Annotated in this window: 21 protein-coding genes; 11 read left to right on the top strand and 10 right to left on the bottom strand. The window is 33.6% G+C overall.

The annotated features are described in order from the left end of the window. Positions 1 to 44: 44 nt before the first annotated feature. The 3 genes from U5A88_RS15770 (at position 45) to U5A88_RS15760 (ending at position 2779) form a co-directional block, all read left to right on the top strand. Positions 45 to 506, top strand: coding sequence for an IPExxxVDY family protein (locus tag U5A88_RS15770; protein ID WP_354208065.1), 462 nt, complete (start codon positions 45 to 47; stop codon positions 504 to 506). 5 nt (positions 507 to 511) lie between these two features. Beyond that, positions 512 to 1939 (top strand): pyruvate kinase, encoded by a 1428-nt coding sequence (gene pyk, locus U5A88_RS15765; protein WP_354208063.1) that lies wholly within the window; start codon positions 512 to 514, stop codon positions 1937 to 1939. Between the two features lie 225 nt (positions 1940 to 2164). Then, positions 2165 to 2779: a DUF4230 domain-containing protein gene (locus U5A88_RS15760; protein ID WP_354208061.1), complete on the top strand. Its 615-nt coding sequence runs from the start codon at positions 2165 to 2167 to the stop codon at positions 2777 to 2779. Between the two features lie 9 nt (positions 2780 to 2788). Here the strand turns inward: U5A88_RS15760 and U5A88_RS15755 are convergent, their stop codons facing one another. After that, the gene (locus U5A88_RS15755; RefSeq protein ID WP_354208059.1) at positions 2789 to 4546 is read right to left on the bottom strand and encodes an aromatic amino acid hydroxylase; all 1758 of its coding nucleotides are present in this window, start codon (positions 4544 to 4546) and stop codon (positions 2789 to 2791) included. A gap of 223 nt (positions 4547 to 4769) precedes the next feature. Here U5A88_RS15755 and U5A88_RS15750 point away from each other — a divergent pair, with 223 nt between their 5' ends. Then, the gene (locus U5A88_RS15750) at positions 4770 to 5543 is read left to right on the top strand and encodes a M48 family metalloprotease (RefSeq protein WP_354208058.1); all 774 of its coding nucleotides are present in this window, start codon (positions 4770 to 4772) and stop codon (positions 5541 to 5543) included. Positions 5544 to 5548: 5 nt separating this feature from the next. After that, complete coding sequence (locus tag U5A88_RS15745; RefSeq protein ID WP_354208056.1) at positions 5549 to 5845, top strand: hypothetical protein; 297 nt, start codon at positions 5549 to 5551, stop codon at positions 5843 to 5845. A gap of 88 nt (positions 5846 to 5933) precedes the next feature. Here the strand turns inward: U5A88_RS15745 and U5A88_RS15740 are convergent, their stop codons facing one another. Continuing rightward, on the bottom strand, positions 5934 to 6383 hold the full coding sequence (locus U5A88_RS15740; protein ID WP_354208054.1) for an ankyrin repeat domain-containing protein: 450 nt from the start codon (positions 6381 to 6383) through the stop codon (positions 5934 to 5936). 216 nt (positions 6384 to 6599) lie between these two features. Between U5A88_RS15740 and gpmI the strand changes: the two genes are divergently transcribed. From gpmI to U5A88_RS15725, 3 genes are all read left to right on the top strand, one after another. Next, positions 6600 to 8114, top strand: a complete 1515-nt coding sequence (gene gpmI / locus U5A88_RS15735) for a 2,3-bisphosphoglycerate-independent phosphoglycerate mutase (RefSeq protein ID WP_354208052.1) — start codon at positions 6600 to 6602, stop codon at positions 8112 to 8114. A gap of 20 nt (positions 8115 to 8134) precedes the next feature. Continuing rightward, positions 8135 to 8662 (top strand): thioredoxin family protein, encoded by a 528-nt coding sequence (locus U5A88_RS15730; RefSeq protein WP_354208050.1) that lies wholly within the window; start codon positions 8135 to 8137, stop codon positions 8660 to 8662. 98 nt (positions 8663 to 8760) lie between these two features. Beyond that, complete coding sequence (locus U5A88_RS15725) at positions 8761 to 9165, top strand: BT0820 family HAD-type phosphatase (protein ID WP_354208048.1); 405 nt, start codon at positions 8761 to 8763, stop codon at positions 9163 to 9165. Here U5A88_RS15725 and U5A88_RS15720 read toward each other — a convergent pair. Further along, positions 9162 to 10427: an acetyl-CoA hydrolase/transferase family protein gene (locus U5A88_RS15720; protein WP_354208046.1), complete on the bottom strand. Its 1266-nt coding sequence runs from the start codon at positions 10425 to 10427 to the stop codon at positions 9162 to 9164. The two genes, U5A88_RS15725 and U5A88_RS15720, sit on opposite strands and share 4 nt — an antisense overlap. A gap of 125 nt (positions 10428 to 10552) precedes the next feature. Between U5A88_RS15720 and map the strand changes: the two genes are divergently transcribed. From map to U5A88_RS15705, 3 genes are read left to right on the top strand one after another with little or no spacing between them, the layout of a single operon-like run. After that, a complete protein-coding gene (gene map, locus U5A88_RS15715; RefSeq protein ID WP_354208044.1) occupies positions 10553 to 11371 on the top strand; it encodes a type I methionyl aminopeptidase in 819 nt (272 codons plus the stop codon). 1 nt (position 11372) lies between these two features. After that, positions 11373 to 11693, top strand: coding sequence for a cupin domain-containing protein (locus U5A88_RS15710; RefSeq protein ID WP_354208042.1), 321 nt, complete (start codon positions 11373 to 11375; stop codon positions 11691 to 11693). Positions 11694 to 11696: 3 nt separating this feature from the next. Next, positions 11697 to 12464: a class I SAM-dependent methyltransferase gene (locus U5A88_RS15705; protein ID WP_354208040.1), complete on the top strand. Its 768-nt coding sequence runs from the start codon at positions 11697 to 11699 to the stop codon at positions 12462 to 12464. 355 nt (positions 12465 to 12819) lie between these two features. On the opposite strand, the gene U5A88_RS15700 is transcribed toward U5A88_RS15705, so the two are convergent. The 7 genes from U5A88_RS15700 to U5A88_RS15670 are packed head-to-tail and all read right to left on the bottom strand — an operon-like array spanning position 12820 to position 20031. Continuing rightward, entirely contained in the window at positions 12820 to 13572 is a 753-nt protein-coding gene (locus U5A88_RS15700) for a tetratricopeptide repeat protein (protein WP_354208038.1), read from the bottom strand. Position 13573: 1 nt separating this feature from the next. After that, entirely contained in the window at positions 13574 to 15340 is a 1767-nt protein-coding gene (locus U5A88_RS15695; RefSeq protein ID WP_354208037.1) for a BatD family protein, read from the bottom strand. Positions 15341 to 15349: 9 nt separating this feature from the next. Continuing rightward, a complete protein-coding gene (locus U5A88_RS15690; protein WP_354208035.1) occupies positions 15350 to 16156 on the bottom strand; it encodes a tetratricopeptide repeat protein in 807 nt (268 codons plus the stop codon). Continuing rightward, positions 16153 to 17196, bottom strand: coding sequence for a VWA domain-containing protein (locus U5A88_RS15685; protein ID WP_354208033.1), 1044 nt, complete (start codon positions 17194 to 17196; stop codon positions 16153 to 16155). Before U5A88_RS15685 ends, U5A88_RS15690 begins: the two co-directional genes overlap by 4 nt. A 3-nt stretch (positions 17197 to 17199) precedes the next feature. Then, positions 17200 to 18204 carry a vWA domain-containing protein gene (locus U5A88_RS15680; RefSeq protein WP_354208031.1) on the bottom strand — a complete coding sequence of 335 codons (1005 nt, stop codon included), beginning with the start codon at positions 18202 to 18204 and terminating at the stop codon, positions 17200 to 17202. Continuing rightward, on the bottom strand, positions 18188 to 19162 hold the full coding sequence (locus U5A88_RS15675) for a hypothetical protein (RefSeq protein WP_354208029.1): 975 nt from the start codon (positions 19160 to 19162) through the stop codon (positions 18188 to 18190). The genes U5A88_RS15680 and U5A88_RS15675 overlap by 17 nt, the downstream gene beginning before the upstream one ends. After that, positions 19162 to 20031, bottom strand: a complete 870-nt coding sequence (locus U5A88_RS15670; RefSeq protein ID WP_354208027.1) for a DUF58 domain-containing protein — start codon at positions 20029 to 20031, stop codon at positions 19162 to 19164. The genes U5A88_RS15675 and U5A88_RS15670 overlap by 1 nt, the downstream gene beginning before the upstream one ends. Between the last annotated feature and the right edge of the window lie 81 nt (positions 20032 to 20112).

Genomic DNA, 20112 nt, shown 5'->3' with positions numbered 1-20112 from the left:
TTTTTTATAAAACAATCGTTATTTTCGCATAAATTGTTTGGTTTATGGTAAAGGTACTTCCATTAGGGTTTGAATTTGAACATGATTATACCTTAATAGCTATAAATAGTACTTTAGAAGATTATAGACTAGCTTATTTATTGAATAAAGAGTTTGATATAAAACTGAGTTGCCGGCCTAAAGGACTTTCTTTCAAGGATAAAGATTGTACATTTACTTTTTATAACTATGAATGTAATATTAATTTTAGCTCATGGTCATTATTAGCTAACAAACACATTTATACATCAATTAACAGTAACGTAAATGATTTATTTAAAGAAGAATCAAAAATGAATTATTTAATTAACGAAAAAAAAGAAATTGATTATTTTCTAAAAATAAATGGAGAAATTGATATAGATGAATTTCAAATTACTAAAAAAATAAAAAATATAAAAGGGGTAATAGCTTCTTTTCATATTATTCCACAAACTTTAAAGTCTAAGGATTATTTAATATTTTAATATATATGCGAAATCGTAAAAAAACAAAAATAGTAGCCACTTTGGGTCCTGCCTGTGACACGTATGAAATTATTGAAGAAATGATGACTGTTGGTGTTAATGTTTTTAGAGTGAATTTTTCTCATGCTAATTATGAAAATGTTGCTGAGAAAATAAAAATGATAAGAGAAATAAATAAAAGATTAGATTATAATGTAGCCATTTTAGCCGATTTGCAAGGCCCTAAATTACGTGTTGGGATAATGGCTGAAAAAGTAAAATTGGAAAAAGGAGATCAATTTATTTTTACTACCGATGAATGTGAAGGCACAAAAGAAAGGGCATTTATGACCTATCAACAGTTTCCGAAAGACGTAAAACCGGGTGAAAATATTTTAGTTGATGATGGTAAATTAATGTTCAAAGTCATTAGCACCAATGGTAAAAACGAAGTACTTACCAAAGTATTACGAGGCGGTAAACTAAAATCTAAAAAAGGGGTTAATCTCCCTAACACCAATATCTCTCAACCCGCTTTAACAGAGAAAGATAAAAAAGATGCTCTTTTTGCTATTAAAATGAAGGTAGATTGGATAGCACTTTCTTTTGTGAGACATGCTGAAGATCTCATTGAATTGAGAGAACTAATAACTGAACATTCTGATTTTAGAATTCCGATAATGGCTAAAATTGAAAAACCAGAAGCCGTAGAAAGAATTGGTAGTATTACGCCTCACTGCGATGGGCTTATGGTTGCCAGAGGTGATTTGGGTGTTGAAGTAGATATGGAAAAAGTACCTTTAATTCAGAAAAAATTAGTGATTCAAGCTAAAAAGTCTAGAATTCCTGTAATTATAGCAACTCAAATGATGGAGAGCATGATTACCAGTCAGGTACCCACAAGAGCTGAGGTAAATGACGTTGCCAATTCTATCATGGACGGTGCTGATGCCGTTATGTTATCCGGTGAAACTTCGGTGGGAGAATTCCCCGTGGAAGTTATTCAAAAGATTCGTTCAATTATTGAAAATGTTGAAGATTCACCGCTGATTGCACCATCAAAAACTTTTATTCGAAGTGTTAATGAACGTTTTATATCTAAAACCATTTGTTATCAAGCCGCTCTAATGGCAGATGATATTGGAGCTAAGGCTATAACCACACTCACCAATAGTGGTTATACGGCATTTCAAATTTCCGCTTGGAGACCAAAAACACATATTATGGCATTTTCTGATAACAGAAGAATTTTGGCAATGCTTAATTTATTGTGGGGGGTAAAAGCACATTTTTATGATGAAATGAAAAGTACGGACGATACCGTTGAAGATATCAACCAAATAGCCTTGGAAAGAGACTATGTAAAAAAAGGTGATTATATAATTAACCTTACTTCCATGCCCGTGAAAGCCAAGGGTATGGTAAATACGTTAAGAGTTAGTCAGATTGAATAAGTCGGAAGACCGAAGACGGAAGGAAATATTTTTGCATCGGAATCTGGAAGTTTGGAAATGAAAGACGAATATTTTTGTTATGTGTATTGAGCATGAGTGTTGTCCCCTAGAGGGGACTTTAGGGGTGTTTTACGCAGCGTCATTATTATGATTAAATATGAAATTAAAGTGTCTAAAGACTATATGTTTTATTATTCAAAAAAAACTTAATAACCTAAGGAATCAATGAAAAAAGTCCTTCTCGGTATTCTCATTGCGGTTGTGTTCTTTTTTGTGTTCAGATATTGTGAAAACAAGAAAGAAGACAAATCCATTTTGTACGAAAGTTCCATGTTGATTCAAAAACAGATCAAAAATGTGGGCAAACTTGTAGTTACCGAAGGCCATTTTAGCGAGGTTTTTAATTATAAGAATTCCAAAGCCTTATTTACAGATTATTTTACAGCAGATAAAAAGGCACTAGTGGTTGTTAATGCAGATGTAACCATATCTTACGACCTTAGTAAAATTGAATATAATATTGACAAAGAAAACAAAATACTGCACATTACCAATATTCCGAAAGAAGAGATTTCCATTAACCCTGATCTGGAGTATTACGACATCCAAGCAGATTATTTTAATCCGTTCGAGGCCGATGATTATAACAAAATAAAAGAGACTGTCAAATCTTCGTTAATTAAAAAACTACAAAAATCCGACCTTCAAAAAAACGCCAAAACACGTTTGTTAGAAGAACTTACCAACTTTTATGTATTGACCAATTCACTGGGATGGACGTTGAAATATGAAGAAAACGCCATTACGAACAAGGAAGAGCTTTTCGAGTTAGAGTTTTAGCAAACTTGTTTAAATAATCCTTTTCATATCTTTTTCCAACAACTCAATCCCATCTTTAATTAAATGGGTTATTTGCTTGTTTTCCGCCAACGTCTCTAAATAATTAATTAGGTTTCTTTTGAGTTGAGATTTTTCATGAAACATCAATTCGGCAATTTCTAATGGCAATAGCCAATCATTGGGATATTTCAATTTCAGTAGGATAAATATTTCCTCAAGCCGAATTGGGTTTAATTTTCCTTTTTCCCTGATCTTTCTGACCTCTTCATATAAACCATGTAGTTTTTTATCTTTTTCAGCATATATAATCTTATGTGTTTTTTCTTTGGGCGGCTCAAATACCAATCCGAAATTCTCAGCATCGGCCACACCGGAATATGCAGAGACCACTTCCTTACCAACGGCCATATCATAAATACCCCAATCGGGATGAAACAAGAGTTTATCTTTATGCCTTACGGTACAATTTCTGAATGAAATTAAAATGATTTTACCTTGCAAATTGCGTTTGCCCGTAATAATTTCTCCCGTAACCGACACTTGCCCTTCAAATTTTAAGTTTACGGTTTTCCCTTCATAAATACCATAGGCTTCCAGATCGGTAGGCGACATATCCTCAATAGCAATATTAATCCCTTTTAGTTTACCAATTGGAGAGCCAAATCCATCAGCGTGATGCGTTTTACTGTGGCCGATAAGTTCTTTGTTTTTATAAGCCAAAGCGGTTTCTCTGACAGTATTGAAATAAACAGCCCTATTATTTTCATCCGCAATCACCTTATTAAAATTACCCGAAATTTGAATACCTGTACTCAGTTCTATAGTTCCTAAATTTTTAGAATCAATTAGTTGTTTTATGCCTTTTAATCCTCCTTTTCGCAATGCCATTTTATTGGCAAACTCTTCAAGCACCATGCTTAAATGGGCAAAATCAGGTGTTACAAATAATTGTGGTTGCGGTTTGGTGATATCAAAATCGGTATCGGCAGCTTTAATAGAGTAAGGAACTTTTTTTACCTTATCGCTCATGCACCACTGACTTTCACCAATTGAGGACAGCAGACCCGCTCCGTAAATTTTAGGATTATCCAATGTGCCTATAAGTCCATATTCAACTGTCCACCAATGCAAATTTCTAATCTTGGCCATTTCACTCAGTTCCGTCATACTATTGGCAACTTCGGCAACACGTTCATCCGCTTTAGCTATAGCTGTTTCATCTGTATTTGGATCTTCTTTTATGATAGATAAATGTCTGATAGCTTCGTACAATTCATAATCTTTGGCAGAAGAAATGGCTTTGCTTCCAATTTCTCCAAAACGTCTGAGATACTCTGCATATTCAGGATTTGCAATGATCGGGGCATGACCTGCGGCCTCGTGAATGATATCCGGAGCTGGCGTATATTCTATATGATCTATAGTTCTAATATCTGCGGCAATAACCAACGTATTGTAGGCCTGAAATTCCATAAAGGCATTTGGCGGGATGAATCCATCAACAGATACTGCAGCCCAACCCAAGTCTTTTAAAATTCGGTTCATACCTTGCATTTTAGGGATGGTATCCACAGAAATCCCAGCTTTTGCTAAACCCTTAATATAAGATTCATGAGCAACTTTTGACAAATAATCTACATTTTTCCGCATTACATAACGCCAAACCGCTTGGTTTTGAAATGTATATTCATTATACGGTTGGCGTATTACAAAAGATTGTAAATGCTTGGGCAATCTCGCAATTATTTTGTTTGACTTAAAGTTCATTTAAACTATTAGTAATTGGAATTGTAAAGTTAATCAATTTGTTTTATCAAATTTTACATTTTTATCAATTATAACCTCAATATATGATTATTATGTATTAGAATATATTTTATTAGCATTTGTATTAGTGAAAATGTAAAAAAATTCTTCCTTTGAGAACATTAAGGAGACTTTTTTTAAATTAATTGTATATTTAGTCCGACAAAACTTAAATACTATTATTATGAGAGGCAGAGGCGGACTCAAAATCAGATTACTTATAGGTGCAGGAATTATTCTTTTTACCTTATTTAATTATTATTCTAAAAGAGAGACAAACCCTTATACAGGGAAAAAACAAAGTATAGCATTATCTGCTGAAGAAGAGATTGCATTAGGATTAAAAAGTGCCCCTCAGATGGCACAACAACATGGTGGTCTGTACCCCAGCCAAAAAGATCAAGATATTGTAGATAGAGTTGGTAATGCTCTGGTAAATAATAGTATAGCGAGGGAAACACCTTATCGTTATGATTTTCATTTATTAAGAGACCCTAAAGCCATAAACGCTTTTGCTTTACCAGGTGGACAAATATTTATTACGTATGCATTATATTCTCAATTACAAAATGAAGACCAATTAGCTGGTGTTTTAGGTCATGAAATTGGGCATGTTGTAGGTAGGCATTCTGCTGAACGCATTGCCAAACAAGGATTAACACAAGGTATAATTTCTGGAGTTTTAGTTGGTGGTGGTGATGGCACCGGACAAATGGCTGCTATGATTGGTAACGTAATTAATATGAAATATGGTCGTGGAGATGAATTAGAAAGTGATGATCTGGGTGTACGGTTTATGCTTGACGCTGGTTATCAACCAGAAGAAATGATTGGGGTTATGCAAATTCTAAAGGCAGCAGCAGGCCCAAATAGAGTTCCTGAAATGCAAAGTACACATCCTGACCCTGAAAATAGGATTGAGAAAATTAAAGAAGCGATTGAGAAATATCGTAAATAGAGGTTATGAGAGGTCGTGATTTTAATGCTTTGGGAAGTCTTTCTAGTCACGCCTCTGCAATGATTGGTAGTATCAGAAATAACTTGAGACGAAAAAACATTGAAAATTTCAAGTCATCAAAACCTAAAACAAAATACAAAAAAGGTACAATTGATAAAAAAACTACACCACAACAACTAAAAGAAATCAGAGAAAAACTTCAAAAAGAAAATAGAAAAAGACTTATTATAACCATACTTTATTTTGTTATTTCATTTACCCTAATTATTATTTTACTAAACGTAATTAAGTTTAAACAGTAATGAGTTTCCCTTATAGAGAGGAAAGTTATTGACACAAAAAAATCCCCAACGGAAACCGTTGGGGAAGAAAAGGGAAATATTGAAAAAGTTAACTTCTTTTTCTCTTTGCTTTTCGCTCCGCTTTTTGAGCTTCCAAAGCCTCGGCTATAATGTTGTAAGTATCTTTTGCTTTTGAAATTTTAGCATACTTTAAAGCTGTATATCCTTTGTTAGATTTTTCTTTCAAATCTGCACCATTAGCAATTAATAGCTTAACAATGTCAACTTTATTGTATCTTGCGGCATACATTAGGGGCGTCATTCCAATCGATTTTTTATCGATATCTACACCGGCATTAATCATACTTTTTACTGCATCATAGTTTCCGGTAGTGATTAATTTGCAAAAAGTACTAACACTAGTACTGTAAACAATGTTAAGGTTCATCTTACTACTTTCAACTTTTTCAATTTTAGCGTTTTTAGTAGTGTCTTTAATTGGATTTGCATTTACTGTTAGTCCAAAAACGAATGCGAATAATAGAATTAGATTTTTCATAATATATTAGTTTTAAGTTACAGTATAAAAGACGATGCCTTTATGCATATTGTTACTCTTATTAACAGTAATTAACCTAAGTTTAACCGTATCTTAAAAAAATGTTATTGCTTTTTTAGCAGTGTTAAAACCAACTATAACGTTATTGTTATTAATAGTATTCTTATGGCTAATTCGCTTTAAAAATCCTTAATTTTGTGGTTCAATTTTTTCATTATGAACAAGAAAGTTATTTTAATTATACTTGACGGATGGGGTAATACACAAAACCCTGAAGTATCTGCAATAGCACAGGCTAATACACCCTTTATTGATTCTCTTTTAAAAAAATACCCCAATGCCAGTTTACGTACTGACGGATTACATGTTGGTCTGCCTGAAGGTCAAATGGGCAATAGCGAAGTAGGTCATATGAACTTGGGTGCCGGTCGAATTGTCTATCAAGATTTGGTGAAAATTAACAATGCAGTAGCAGATGGAAGTATTGCCAACGAACCAGAATTGCAAAAGGCTTTTACCTACGCTAAACAGCATAACAAAAATGTCCATTTTGTAGGATTGGTTTCTAATGGCGGTGTACATTCTCACATAAATCATGTAAAAGGATTGGTTACCGCTGCTAATAATTTTGGTATACATTCTTATGTGCACTGTTTTACAGATGGCAGGGATGTTGACCCACATTCTGGCAAGGAATTTATTGCAGACTTAGAAAATCATTTATCTCAGAATAATGCCCAATTGGCTTCTATTACCGGTAGGTATTATGGTATGGATAGAGATAAACGTTGGGAGCGTGTTAAATTAGCTTATAACGCCATGGTAAATGGTATTGGTGAAAAATCGCACAATGCTGTGGAGAGTATCCAGGATAGCTATGATAATGATGTTACGGACGAATTTATCAATCCTATAGTTATGGTTGATAACAATGGGCAACCTGTCGTTACCATAAAAGAAGATGATGTAGTGGTGCTATTCAATTTTAGAACAGACCGAGGACGACAGATCACAGAGGCTTTATCACAAAAGGACTTTCCAGAATTTGGCATGAAAAAGTTGAACTTGTACTATGTAACCATGACCAATTACGATGATAAGTTTAAAAATATCCATATCATTTATGATAAAGATGATTTATCAAATACATTAGGTGAGGTTCTAGAAAAACATAACAAAAAGCAAATTAGAATAGCAGAAACAGAAAAATACCCACATGTAACATTTTTCTTTTCTGGTGGTAGGGAAGATGAGTTTGTTGGTGAGAAAAGATTGATGTGTCCATCTCCAAAAGTAGCTACTTACGATTTACAACCCGAAATGAGTGCCAATGATATTACAGCGGCAATTCTACCTGAATTAGATAAGCAAGAAGCCGATTTTATCTGCCTAAACTTTGCCAATACCGATATGGTAGGCCATACTGGTGTTATGTCTGCTGCCATAAAAGCTGCTGAAACAGTTGACAAATGTACTGAACGTATTATTGAAAGTGTACTAAGAAATAATTACACTGGCATTATTATTGCAGATCACGGTAATAGTGAAACTATGATTAATGAAGACGGTTCTCCAAATACAGCACATACCACCAATCCTGTTCCAATAATTATTGTTGATAAGGATATTAAATCGGTTAAGAATGGTATTTTGGCAGATATTGCTCCAACGATTCTAAAATTAATAGGCATTGATAAACCTGAGGTAATGAATAGAGAGTCATTAATTTAAATATTCGCTAAAAAATATTTATGAAAAAATTAATTTTTATTGTAAGCTGTATGTTTGTTTTTGGCGGATGTACTTTTGCTCAGCAAAAAGAAACCATTACTAAACCCAATTATTTAGAAGGAGTAATTGCACAAGATGTTTTTAAAGAAGCTCCCTACAATACATGGTTTAATAGAAACTATGACAATTACAAGCTAGATGAGGCTACAGTAAAAGAAATTAAGAAAAATATAAAAGGAGTAACCATTAAAGCTTTTATGGGTACTTGGTGTGGTGATAGCAGACTAGAGATTCCTCATTTTTACAAATTATTGGGAAAGGTTGGTTTTGATGAAAATGATTTAGAAATGATTGCTGTTAATCGTAGAAAAAAAACAGCTGATAACCTTCAAGAAGGTTTTACTATTATAAGAGTACCTACTTTTATTTTTTATAAAAAAGATAAAGAAATTGGCAGATATGTAGAATATGCCAGAGAAACCTTAGAAAAAGATATTCTAAAAATTCTAAAAGGAGAACCTTACAAACACTCTTACGATAAAAGTTGATTTATTCGTTTTTAAAATACTAAAATACCCAGATTTTAGTTTAGTATGTTGTATAATAGAATATTGACTTAAATTTGCACAAATTATAATAACTCTAAATGATTCCTAAAGACCCCTTAATAATTGCTGTTGATTTTGATGGTACTATTGTAGAAGATGCTTATCCTAAAGTTGGTAAGGCAAAAATCTTTGCAATTGAAACCTTATTAGAATTGCAAAAAGATGGACATCGATTAATTCTCTGGACTTATCGATATGGAGAACGACTTCAAGATGCCGTTGACTTTTGTGAAGAGAACGGAATAAAGTTTTATGCCGTAAATAAAAACTATCCCGAAGAAAAATTTCAAGGAAAAGTAAGCCGGAAAATCAATGCCGATCTTTTTATTGATGACAGAAATATTGGCGGCATGTTAGGTTGGGGCGAAATCTACAAGATCATAAAAAACAACCCCAACGCCGAAGTTCCGAAAAAAAAGAAAAAAAGCTTTTGGAAATTTTAAGCTTTTGTAAAGTTTTCTCTTTCTAATTGTTCTCTATAATCGGGATGTGCAATATCCAATAATACTTTTGCTCTTTGTTTTAGCGTTTTTCCGTATAAATGAGCCACTCCGTATTCGGTAACTATGTAATGTATATGTGCTCTGGTAGTTACTACACCTGCTCCCTGTTTTAAAAAAGGTACAATTCTATTTACTCCTTTACTTGTTGTTGATGGCAAGGCAATAATCGCTTTTCCACCTTTACTCAAAGAAGCTCCTCTAATAAAATCCATTTGACCACCAACACCTGAAAACATTCTAGACCCAATAGAATCAGCACAAACTTGCCCCGTTATATCTACTTCTATTGCTGAGTTTATAGCTACCATCTTAGGGTTCTGCTTAATAATCGACACATCATTAACATAATCTGCACCACGCATTTCTATAAAAGGATTATCATCTACATAATCATATAATCGTCTAGAACCCATTAAAAAAGTTGCCATGGCCCTTCCCTGATCTACTCCTTTAAAATTAGAGTTGATAACATCTTTTAATATCAAATCTATTACGCCATCGGAAAACATTTCAGAATGAATACCCAAATTTTTATGATTTGTAAGGCGTTTTAGAACAGCATTGGGTATACTTCCAATTCCCATTTGCAACGTGCTACCATCATCAATCAATTCAGCTATATAATCGCCTATTTTGCTTTCAATTTTAGAGGGTTCTGCGGCAGACATTTCTGGCAAATCTAAGTCCACCTCTACAAAAGCATCTAGTTCAGAAATATGGATAATTCCGGCACCATGAGTTCTTGGCATTTTTGGATTTACTTGAGCTATGACATGCTTGGCATTATCAATTGCTGCCAAAGTAGCTTCTACTGAAACCCCTAAAGAGCAATATCCATGATTATCAGGTGGTGAAACATGTATTAATGCTACATCTATTGGTAAAGTATTCCTTTTAAACAATAATGGCAGTTCACTCAAAAAAACAGGAGTATAAGATCCATTTCCAGCAGTTAAGGTATGTCTAACATTCTTACCGATGAAAAAAGAATTTACATGAAAGCTGTCCTTCAATTTGGGATCTGCATATGGAGCTTCCCCTTCAACATGCAAATGACATACTTCAACATTTCTTAATTCATCTGCTCTATCGCTCATTGCATTTATTAGTGCTTGAGGTGCAGCCGCAGCCGCATGCACATATACTCTATCATTACTTTTTATAACTTTTACTGCTTCCTGGGCGGTTAATGCTTTATACATATATATTATAATTTAGTAACAAAATTATAATTTAACAGTATTAAAAAACATGCTAAAAGTCATGTTTTAAAACATTTTTTATTCATTCTATTTTTTAAATTACCTTTGCACTTTATTACAACGTAATGATTAAAATAAAAACGAGAGAAGAAATTGAGTTGATGCGAGAAAGTGCATTAATCGTTTCAAAAACATTGGGTATGTTAGCCAAAGAGGTGAAACCAGGTGTCACTACATTACAGCTGGATAAATTGGCCGAAGAATTTATCAGAGACCATGGAGCGGTTCCTGGTTTTTTAGGTCTGTATGATTTTCCAAATACACTTTGCATGAGCCCTAATGCTCAGGTTGTACATGGATTTCCTACCAACGACCCTTTAAAAAATGGCGACATAATCTCCATTGATTGTGGTGCTATAAAAAATGAATTTTATGGAGATCATGCATACACTTTTGAAGTTGGGGAGGTAGAAGAAGACATTAAAAAACTGTTGAAAGTTACTAAAGAAAGTTTGTATGTAGGTATTCGCGAGTTTAGAGCAGGTAATCGCGTTGGTGATGTAGGGTTCGCCATTCAAGAGTATTGTGAAAACCATGGATATGGAGTGGTTAGAGAGTTAGTAGGCCATGGTTTGGGCAGAAAAATGCACGAAGGACCAGAAATGCCAAATTATGGCAGACGTGGTAGAGGAAAAAAATTTAGAGAAGGGATGACCGTTGCCATTGAACCTATGATTAATATGGGTACGCACAGAATTAAACAATTGAAAGACGGATGGACTATACTTACACAAGATGGACAGCCCTCTGCTCATTTTGAGCATGATGTTGCTATTGTTGATGGGAAGCCCGAGTTACTTTCCACTTTTAAATATGTTTACGATGCTCTAGGAATTGAGAGCGATGAAGAGGAAGAGTTCAGAAGTAAAAAATTAGCACATTAAAATGGACGTTAAAGAAATTTCTAAGCTACCTTCAAAAGAAATTCTCGATGGTTTTAAAGCTAAATTAATTCATACAGAAAACGTAACGTTTTCTTATGTTACTATTAAAGCAAATGCCATTTTACCTGAACATTCACATTTTCAAGAACAAATTACTCAAGTAACAGAAGGTAAACTTGAAATGACCATTGATGGAGTAACTAAAATTCTTCAACCGGGTATGGTGGCTATAATACAGTCTAATTCCAAACACTCCGGAAAAGCACTAACAAGATGTAAAGTAATCGACATATTCTGTCCGGTCAGAGAAGATTATAAATAAACCGTGACCATTTTTAAATACATATTAAATACTATTCCCCGTCCTTTTTTGATAAAAGCAAGTTATTGGATTCGTCCTATATTGGCTTGGTACTTAAAAGGGTCAAACTATATTGACCCGATTGATGGTAAAAGTTTTCGGAAATTTTTACCCTACGGTTATGGCACACAACGCCCTAATGTACTTTCGCCGAGTACATTATCATTAGAGCGGCATAGGTTGTTATGGTTATATCTACAAAACGAAACCGATTTTTTTGATGGTTCCAAACCAAAAAAAGTCCTGCATATGGCTCCTGAGCAATGTTTTTTAAAACGGTTTAAGAAGTTAAGTCACATTGAGTTAATTACTGCAGACCTCTACTCGCCAATTGTTGATGTTAAAGCTGATATTTGTAACCTTCCTTTTGAGGATAATAGCTTTGACGTGATTTTTTGCAATCATGTATTAGAACATATAGAAGACGACAAAAAGGCTATGGAAGAACTATATAGGGTTTTAAAATCTGGAGGTATGGGTATTTTTCAAATTCCACAAGATTATTCACGGAAAACCACATACGAAGATTTTTCAATAACTACTCCCGAAGAACGTGCTAAACATTTTGGACAGTACGACCATGTACGTGTTTATGGAAGCGATTATTTTGAGCGACTTAGAGCTGTTGGTTTTAACGTTGATGAAGTAAACTACTCTGAAAAATTATCTGAAACTGAAATGGATAAATATCGATTAATGAAGGGTGAGATTTTGCCGGTTTGCTCTAAGTAACTATTGTCTAAAACTAGATTGTTATTTTTATTCATATATTCGTAAAAGTTAGTATTTAGCTTAATATTTACAAAAAATTATGGATATCCTAATGCTCATTTTGTATTTAATCTTACGAATAATTATAGGTGGTATCATTTTTATGGGCTTCCGAAAGTTCTTTAGAGTATTGACAAAGAAAGATCCTATGATAAGAATCCCACAACTTTTTATATTAATTGTAGGTATTGTAGGTTTGTCCTACTTTTTAGTGTTAAATACCTTACGCTTAATCGACAAATATTAAATAAGTAAAAGACAAGTACGTAACAAGAAATTCGTACTTATCTTTATTTTAAAAAATTGAGGCATTTAATTACAGCTCTTTTATATCATCCGCTACTATCCAGCCTATTTTACCATCGGCAATCTTAATTTTTTTCCAATTGTCCAAGCTTTCCAAAACTTTTACTTTGGTGCCTTCGTGCAACTCAAAACTAACTTCGCTAGATACCGTAGGTGCTATTTTCACCTCGGTTTGTTGAGCAAAAACTATTGCCTCTTGATTGGAGCTTATATAGTCGTAGTTCTTATAAGCAATAGCAATAGTTAACAACGCTAAAAAGGCACTGACAAAACTGGTTATAAAGTACAACCGTTTACTGCCTGTACTGTACGAAAAGTGATATAGTAAAAACAATACTGCGAATAAAAATGATAGCCCTACTGCTAACCAAGCCCAAGTGTTATAGGTTAATTTCATAACCACAGCTTGATTTATTTTTTGCAATAATGTTTTCGGCAATGGTTCAATATTATCAATTGCCATACGTTTGGCAAAGGCTAAGTTAAATTTAGCATCGGTATGGTTCGGACTTTGTTGCAAGACTTTTTCATAGTAATAAATTGCAGGGGCAACTTTGTTCATTTTATAGTAAGTATTTGCCATATTGTAAAGCAAATCGTCAGAACTTATATTATGCTTTTCAATCTCTTTATACAAATCTAGAGCCTCACTATATTTTTCGCTCTGATAGAGTTTATTTGCCTTTACAAATAGACTATCCGCTTGGTTTGCATAAATGCCAACTGACGATAATAACAATATGTATAAAATAATATTCCTCATTTTATAGTTGTTTATCTATTTTAACGATCACTTTTCTGGCGGCTTCATATTCTTGCTTCATCATTACGTTTGTAGTTGGTGTATAACGAGCATAATCACAACTATCAAATACATTAATAAAACTGTTGATGGTTTCACTATTCACATTACATTCTTGCAATAATTCCCTAATTTTTTCTTTACTGATATCAGTCGTTTCTACCTGTAATTTGGCTTTTAAATAATTATGTAGAGCTTTTTCCAAAGCTTCGTAAAAATTCTCTTTATGGCCTAACTGTTTTTTGGCTTCTGACAAGTATTTTTTGGCCAGTCTATCTGCTTTTCGTCTTTTATTTCCTACTACATCGCTATCTCTTTTTTGCTTTTTAATTCCAATAAAAATCCCAAAAGGAATAGCTAATAAAGGCAAAATCAACAATAAATAAAACAAGTTAGATTTAAAGAAATCTTTAGTATTTACAGTTGGTTTTAAATCGGCATTAGTACTAATAAATCGGATGTCTCTAGCATTAGAGATCACATTTTTCTTTGTGGTTAAAACTGCATTTTCATCAGCTGCTACCTTTCCTTCTGGTGCATTTATTATAATGGCGTCAGAAGTAATTGTTTTATAGGTTTTATCTTTTAAACTGAAATAAGAAAAAGTTGTTGAAGGGATTTTATATTTGCCCCTAAACTGAGGTACTACTGTATATTGGTCATAAACGCTTCCTGTAAATCCGTTTAAGGAAGTTCTAATATTCTCTTTATGCTCAGGCTCATATTTTTCTAGCCCAGCGGGAGTTTCAATCTCAGGGAGTTCAACCATTTTTAAATTTCCTTTACCTCTAACCTCAACTTTTATTTGGGCAGCTTCATTGGCCTTTAACTCATTTTTATTGGTGGTAACCTTGAAACCATAATCGCCAACCGCACCCGTAAAATCTATGGGTTTATTTTCTGACGGCAACGGTTTCACATTTATAGTACGTTGGCCGGTAGTGGTAACAAAGCTAAAATTTCTGGTAATCATATTCCCGAAAAGATCACGCCTCCCAACAGGGATTCCAGCTCCTATTTCCATTTCTAAAGGGCCAATGGTTAGTTTGCCTGATTTTTGAGGAATTAAAACGAACTTACGTAATATAGCATAACGGTGTGTTCTTCCTTGAAAAGAGCTTTCTTTGGTATCAGATTGATTTATTTCAATATTCTGACTCCAAAAACCATTGAAAGATGGCGATTCTGTTTCATTGTAACTTCTAACACTTACCTTATTTACATCAACATAAATTTTATAAACTACCGAAATACTTTCTCCAACATAAGGTGTTGAATTAGACACCTCAGCAACTAAATGAATATTTTGGGAAGCTATATATTTTGGGTCATTAGGGTCTTTGGGTATTTCAACAGCATCGGTAACTGTTATTTTTACAGTGTTACTTTTTACAACGTTTCCATCTAATTCAATGCTGGCAGAAGAAATTGTTGTAATGCCTTTTCTTTTGGGCTGCAATGTATAGGAATACGCCATTTCAAAAGATTTTTTACCATTAAAAGATGAAAAACTGGTAGATTGCATTGGACCAGCCAATACTTTAAAATCTTTAAAATCAGGTGGAGTAAAATTGTCACCCCCTTGTTTGTTAAGCGTAAAAGTAATACGCAAACGTTCATTTACGCCTAATCTGTCTTTGCTGACCGAGGCTTTAAATGAGGTTTCTTGAGTAAGTACAGACTGACTTACCGTTAGAAGTAATATTAATATGTTTACTTTTTTAAACATTTACTTTTTTTACCAATCTTTTTCCCGTTTTACTTTTTTTCCTTTAGCTTTTTTGGCATTTACTTTTTTCTGAGTTTTATTTTCTTCATTATTCATTGCTTCCAACAGTTGCTTTACCTGCTGCGGCGATAATTGACTAGGCTTAGGTTGCTTATCATCTTTATCCTTATCGCCTTTGTCATCTTTCTTGTCTTTGTTCTGATCTTTATTTTCGTCTTTGTTATCGCCTTTTTTGTCCTTGTCCTTGTCTTTATCTTTGTCGTCTTTGTTATCCTTATTCTCCTTATCCTTATCCTCATTTTTATCGTTCTGCTTTTTGTCCTTGTCTTTATCGTCTTTATTATCTTGTTTCTGATTTTGCTCTTTCTTTAATAATTTTTGAGCTAATGCTAAATTATACCTAGTTTCATCATCTTTAGAGCTATTTCTCAATGCGTTTTTATACGCTTCGATAGCTTGGGCATACTGTTTTTCCTTTAACATGGCATTACCCATATTATGAAATGCCTCAGCCTTAGTTAACTTATTCTCGGTTGTCTTTGAAACCAATTCGTACATTGGTAAAGCTTCTTTGTATTTATTTTGTTGATATATGGCATTCCCTAAATTATAACTAGCTTTTTCATAATTAGGATTTTGCTCCAACGCTTTTCTGTAATTGGCTTCAGCTTCTTCATAATTCTGTTGTTGGTAAAGTTCATTACCCGTTCTTATACTTTCCTTTTCTTCTTGCTCAATTTTAGGTTTTTGTTCCTTTTTTTGTGCAAAAACTACCATACTGCCTGTTAACAGTAAAATCATTAAAATCTTCTTCATTTCTTTTTATTTTCGTTAAAGAGATTCAGTTTCTGAATCCATTTTGTTTTTTTATTGAACATTAAAGCATCAAGCACCAAGAATAAAATTCCCAACCCTAAAAACCATTGGAATTGGTCTTTAAAATCAGAAAACTGTTTTGTTTCAAATTCTTTTTTATCTGCTTTTAATAGTAAATCGTTAATATAATCTACCGTTTCGGTTGTGTTGCTTCCATACATATATTCACCATTACCTTCAGATGCAATTTTTTGTAAGGTTTGATTGTTCAGTTGAGTAATTACAACTTCGCCCTTTCTGTCTTTTTTGTATCCAACAAGGGTGCCGTTTCTTTTCATAGGTATAGGGCCGCCATCTGCACTACCTACTCCAATGGTAAATATTTTAATCCCTTCTTGGGTAGCTTCATCAGCTATATAACTTACATTCTCTTCATGGTCTTCTCCATCAGAAATTAGAAATAAATACCTATTGGTCTGCTCATCATCATCAAAATAACTTTTCCCTAGTTTTAGGGCTTCGTTTATGGCAGTCCCCTGTGATGAAACCATGTTAGGGTCGGCATTTTGCAAGAACATTTTAGCCGCAGCTTGGTCAGTTGTAATTGGTAATAACGGATAGGCATTGCCCGCATAAATAATAATTCCTACCCTATCACTGCCTAATTTATCTATAATTCTTGAGATAATTTGTTTTGCTTTTTCCAACCGGTTCGGGGCAACATCTTCCGCCAACATACTTTTGGATACGTCTAATGCAAAAACAACATCAACCCCTTCTCTTTTAATGGTTTTTAGCTTTGTTCCCATTTTAGGATTTACCAATGCAACAATTAAAAAAGATAATGCCAAGGCTACCATTAACGTCTTAAAAAAAGACTTGAAAGGCGATATCTCTGGACTTAATTTTTCCAATAAGATACTATCGGCAAATGCTTTTTGCTTTTGTTTTTTCCATAAAGAAACTAACAAATACGCCAAGAAAAGCACTGCTACAACAGCGAAATAATAAAAATAAGTCTTTTCTTCTAATTGATACATTTTCTATATAAAACTTCTAAATACCGTATAACGCAATAGCATTTCAAATAAAATTAAAAAGCCCCCCAATAATACTAATGAGCGATATCTTTCTTGATAATTATAATACTTAAATTCTTCTATCTCTGTTTTTTCTAATTTGTTTATTTCATCATAAATTGATGCTAATTTTTCATTATTGGTTGCTCTAAAATATTTTCCTTCGGTTTCGTTGGCAATAAATTTTAATAGTTCTTCATCAATCTCTACAGGTTGCATTTTAAAAACTAAACGTCCATTGATATCTCTTGCCACCGGAAATTGAGCCGTTCCATTGGTACCAATTCCAATGGTATACACCTTAATTTCTAACTCTTTAGCCAATTCGGTAGCTGTTTTTGGATCTATAAACCCCGAATTATTTACACCATCAGATAACAGAATAATAACTTTACTTTTAGCTTTACTATCTTTTAGTCTATTGACGGCCGAACCTAACCCCATACCTATGGCTGTTCCTCCATCTAAATCGCCCCATTGCAATCTGTTAATGGTATTTATAACGATACGTTTATCACTAGTTATTGGGGTTTGTGTAAAGCTTTCACCAGCATAAACCACAATACCTATTCTATCATTTGGGCGTTGGTTTACAAAATATTTTGCCACGTCTTTCAAAGCCTCCAATCGGTTTGGACGTAAATCTTTTGCCAACATACTTGCCGATATGTCAATGGCCATTACGATATCTATACCGCTAGTTGTTTTCGTTTTTTTACTTACTTCAACATTTCTAGGTCTTGTCATTGCTAAGATTAATAGCGACAATGCCAATAATCGTAATACATACAATAATGGTTTTAATTTTGCCAAAAGTGACGAACCTCCAAAACCCTTAGTATTTGAAATGGTTAATGTTGCTTTATCTTTTTTACGTACAAAAAAATACCAAACCGCTAATAATGGTATTAGCAGGAATAACCACAGAAATTCTGGGTTTGTCAATTCTAAGTTATTCCACAGCTTCATCTTCAATTTTTATTTTTGGATGTAAAACTTCAATAATTTCCTCGGCATCATTTCTGTGCAATTCAATATCATTAGATAACGGAACATACTTTGCAAACTTTACCAAATCGGCGTCTTTTAACAAACTTTGTAATTTTTTGATAGTCTCATCTGGAATATTTAAAGAACTTGAACTATTAAAGTCCGTAATGGTTTCCATGAGTTCATTGGTAGTTGATTCTAAAGCGGGTATATTCAACTCGCGTTCTATATATGACCTTATGATATCTGTCAACTCAACATAATATTGTTTTATTTTATTTTTTTGCCACAGTTGTTTGTTATCCAGTTCTTTTAAACGTTTTAAAGCCAAATCGTAAGGCGGAATTTTAGCTTCAATTTCTTCCTGTGTTTTCTTTTTTCTAAACACAAAATATAGAATGATTGCTAGTAGTAATAATGCTCCTAAAATCCACCACAAATAACTTTTAAAATCATCAAAAGTATAGGGTTCGTTCTGTACCGCTTTGATCGGGAACATGTTTTGCTTTAACGTGTCAACCGCAACCGTGGCTACATCAACAACTACAGAATCTGTCAGGTATTCTTGACTCCAAACCATAATTTTTTGTTGTGGAATGGTATAGCTACCGCTATCAAAACTTGTTAGTAAATATTTTCTGACCAACCTATTTTTTAAGGTATCAATGTTTAAGTCTTCTACTATTTCTATTTTACCTGTAGGGTCCAATTGCAATTCTGGAAATGTAACGCCAGTACCCACATTATCAACCTCTATTTGATAATTGATTTGTTCGCCAATCCTAATTTTTGTGGTATCTGTCTTTACAGATACCTTGGGTTCCGTTTGTGAATATGTTGATATGCTGATTAATAAGGCTAGCATGAAAAGCATACCTCTAGTCCCTCTCAACTGGGGAACTTTCACTTCCAATAATATTTTAAATCTATCTTTCACTAAGCTCCTTTGCGTTTAAAATATCCTAATAATTTCTTTACATAACTTTCATCAATACGTGTGTTGATAATTCCAGCACCACTTCTTCTAAACGAATTTTCAAACTGATCTACTGTTTTTAGATAATTTGCCTTGTAATTATTTCTTACTTTTTTGGAAGAAGTGTTAACCAATACCGTTTTACCAGTTTCGGCATCTAACATTGGTACCATACCCAACGAAGGCAATTTTTCTTCGTATCTGTCATAAAGCCTTATGCCCGTAACATCATGTTTTCTTCCTACAATTTTCAAGGCATTGTCATAATCATCATCCATAAAATCAGACAATATAAAAACAATGGCTTTTTTCTTCATTACATTTGAAAAATACCGTAAGGCTTGTGTTATATTTGTCTTTTTACTTTTGGGTTGAAACTCTATTAGCTCTCTAATTATTCTTAGCACATGAGTCTTCCCCTTTTTTGGCGGGATGAATAATTCTATTTCATCAGAAAACAATAATAGCCCAACCTTATCATTATTTTGTATGGCAGAAAAAGCTAACGTAGCACTAATTTCTGTTATGGTTTCTCGCTTAAATTGTTCGGTTGTACCAAAAAATTCGGATCCACTTACATCTACCATCAATACCATGGTCAATTCTCGTTCTTCTTCAAAAACTTTTACAAAAGGTTCGTGATAACGAGCGGTAACATTCCAATCGATAGAGCGTATATCATCTCCAAACTGATACTGACGCACTTCGGAAAAAGTCATACCTCGTCCTTTAAAGGAGCTATGGTATTCTCCTGAAAAGATATGATCAGACAACCGTCGTGTCTTAATCTCAATCTTACGAACTTTTTTAAGTATTTCTTTAGTATCCACTTTTAATCAGCATTTATCAGTTGGCAGTCCTTAGTTGGCAGTCGTTTAGAAAAGGGAAATTGACTGAAGCAAAAGACTGTA

This window comes from Aureibaculum sp. 2308TA14-22, assembly GCF_040538665.1.
Lineage (GTDB): Bacteria > Bacteroidota > Bacteroidia > Flavobacteriales > Flavobacteriaceae > Aureibaculum.
The sequence above is the reverse complement of the archived record's forward strand: the minus strand, read 5'-3'. Positions and strand labels throughout refer to the sequence as shown.

Coding starts and splice junctions, on each gene's coding strand:
- U5A88_RS15740 (WP_354208054.1), bottom strand. CDS start 6,383: ATGAAAAATCTAATTCTATTATTCGCATTCGTTTTTGGACTAACAGTA.
- U5A88_RS15720 (WP_354208046.1), bottom strand. CDS start 10,427: ATGTATAAAGCATTAACCGCCCAGGAAGCAGTAAAAGTTATAAAAAGT.
- U5A88_RS15685 (WP_354208033.1), bottom strand. CDS start 17,196: ATGTATCAATTAGAAGAAAAGACTTATTTTTATTATTTCGCTGTTGTA.
- U5A88_RS15730 (WP_354208050.1), top strand. CDS start 8,135: ATGAAAAAATTAATTTTTATTGTAAGCTGTATGTTTGTTTTTGGCGGA.
- U5A88_RS15695 (WP_354208037.1), bottom strand. CDS start 15,340: ATGTTTAAAAAAGTAAACATATTAATATTACTTCTAACGGTAAGTCAG.
- pyk (WP_354208063.1), top strand. CDS start 512: ATGCGAAATCGTAAAAAAACAAAAATAGTAGCCACTTTGGGTCCTGCC.
- U5A88_RS15770 (WP_354208065.1), top strand. CDS start 45: ATGGTAAAGGTACTTCCATTAGGGTTTGAATTTGAACATGATTATACC.
- U5A88_RS15750 (WP_354208058.1), top strand. CDS start 4,770: ATGAGAGGCAGAGGCGGACTCAAAATCAGATTACTTATAGGTGCAGGA.
- U5A88_RS15690 (WP_354208035.1), bottom strand. CDS start 16,156: ATGAAGAAGATTTTAATGATTTTACTGTTAACAGGCAGTATGGTAGTT.
- U5A88_RS15755 (WP_354208059.1), bottom strand. CDS start 4,546: ATGAACTTTAAGTCAAACAAAATAATTGCGAGATTGCCCAAGCATTTA.
- U5A88_RS15745 (WP_354208056.1), top strand. CDS start 5,549: ATGAGAGGTCGTGATTTTAATGCTTTGGGAAGTCTTTCTAGTCACGCC.
- U5A88_RS15700 (WP_354208038.1), bottom strand. CDS start 13,572: ATGAGGAATATTATTTTATACATATTGTTATTATCGTCAGTTGGCATT.
- U5A88_RS15725 (WP_354208048.1), top strand. CDS start 8,761: ATGATTCCTAAAGACCCCTTAATAATTGCTGTTGATTTTGATGGTACT.
- map (WP_354208044.1), top strand. CDS start 10,553: ATGATTAAAATAAAAACGAGAGAAGAAATTGAGTTGATGCGAGAAAGT.
- U5A88_RS15760 (WP_354208061.1), top strand. CDS start 2,165: ATGAAAAAAGTCCTTCTCGGTATTCTCATTGCGGTTGTGTTCTTTTTT.
- U5A88_RS15680 (WP_354208031.1), bottom strand. CDS start 18,204: ATGAAGCTGTGGAATAACTTAGAATTGACAAACCCAGAATTTCTGTGG.
- gpmI (WP_354208052.1), top strand. CDS start 6,600: ATGAACAAGAAAGTTATTTTAATTATACTTGACGGATGGGGTAATACA.
- U5A88_RS15710 (WP_354208042.1), top strand. CDS start 11,373: ATGGACGTTAAAGAAATTTCTAAGCTACCTTCAAAAGAAATTCTCGAT.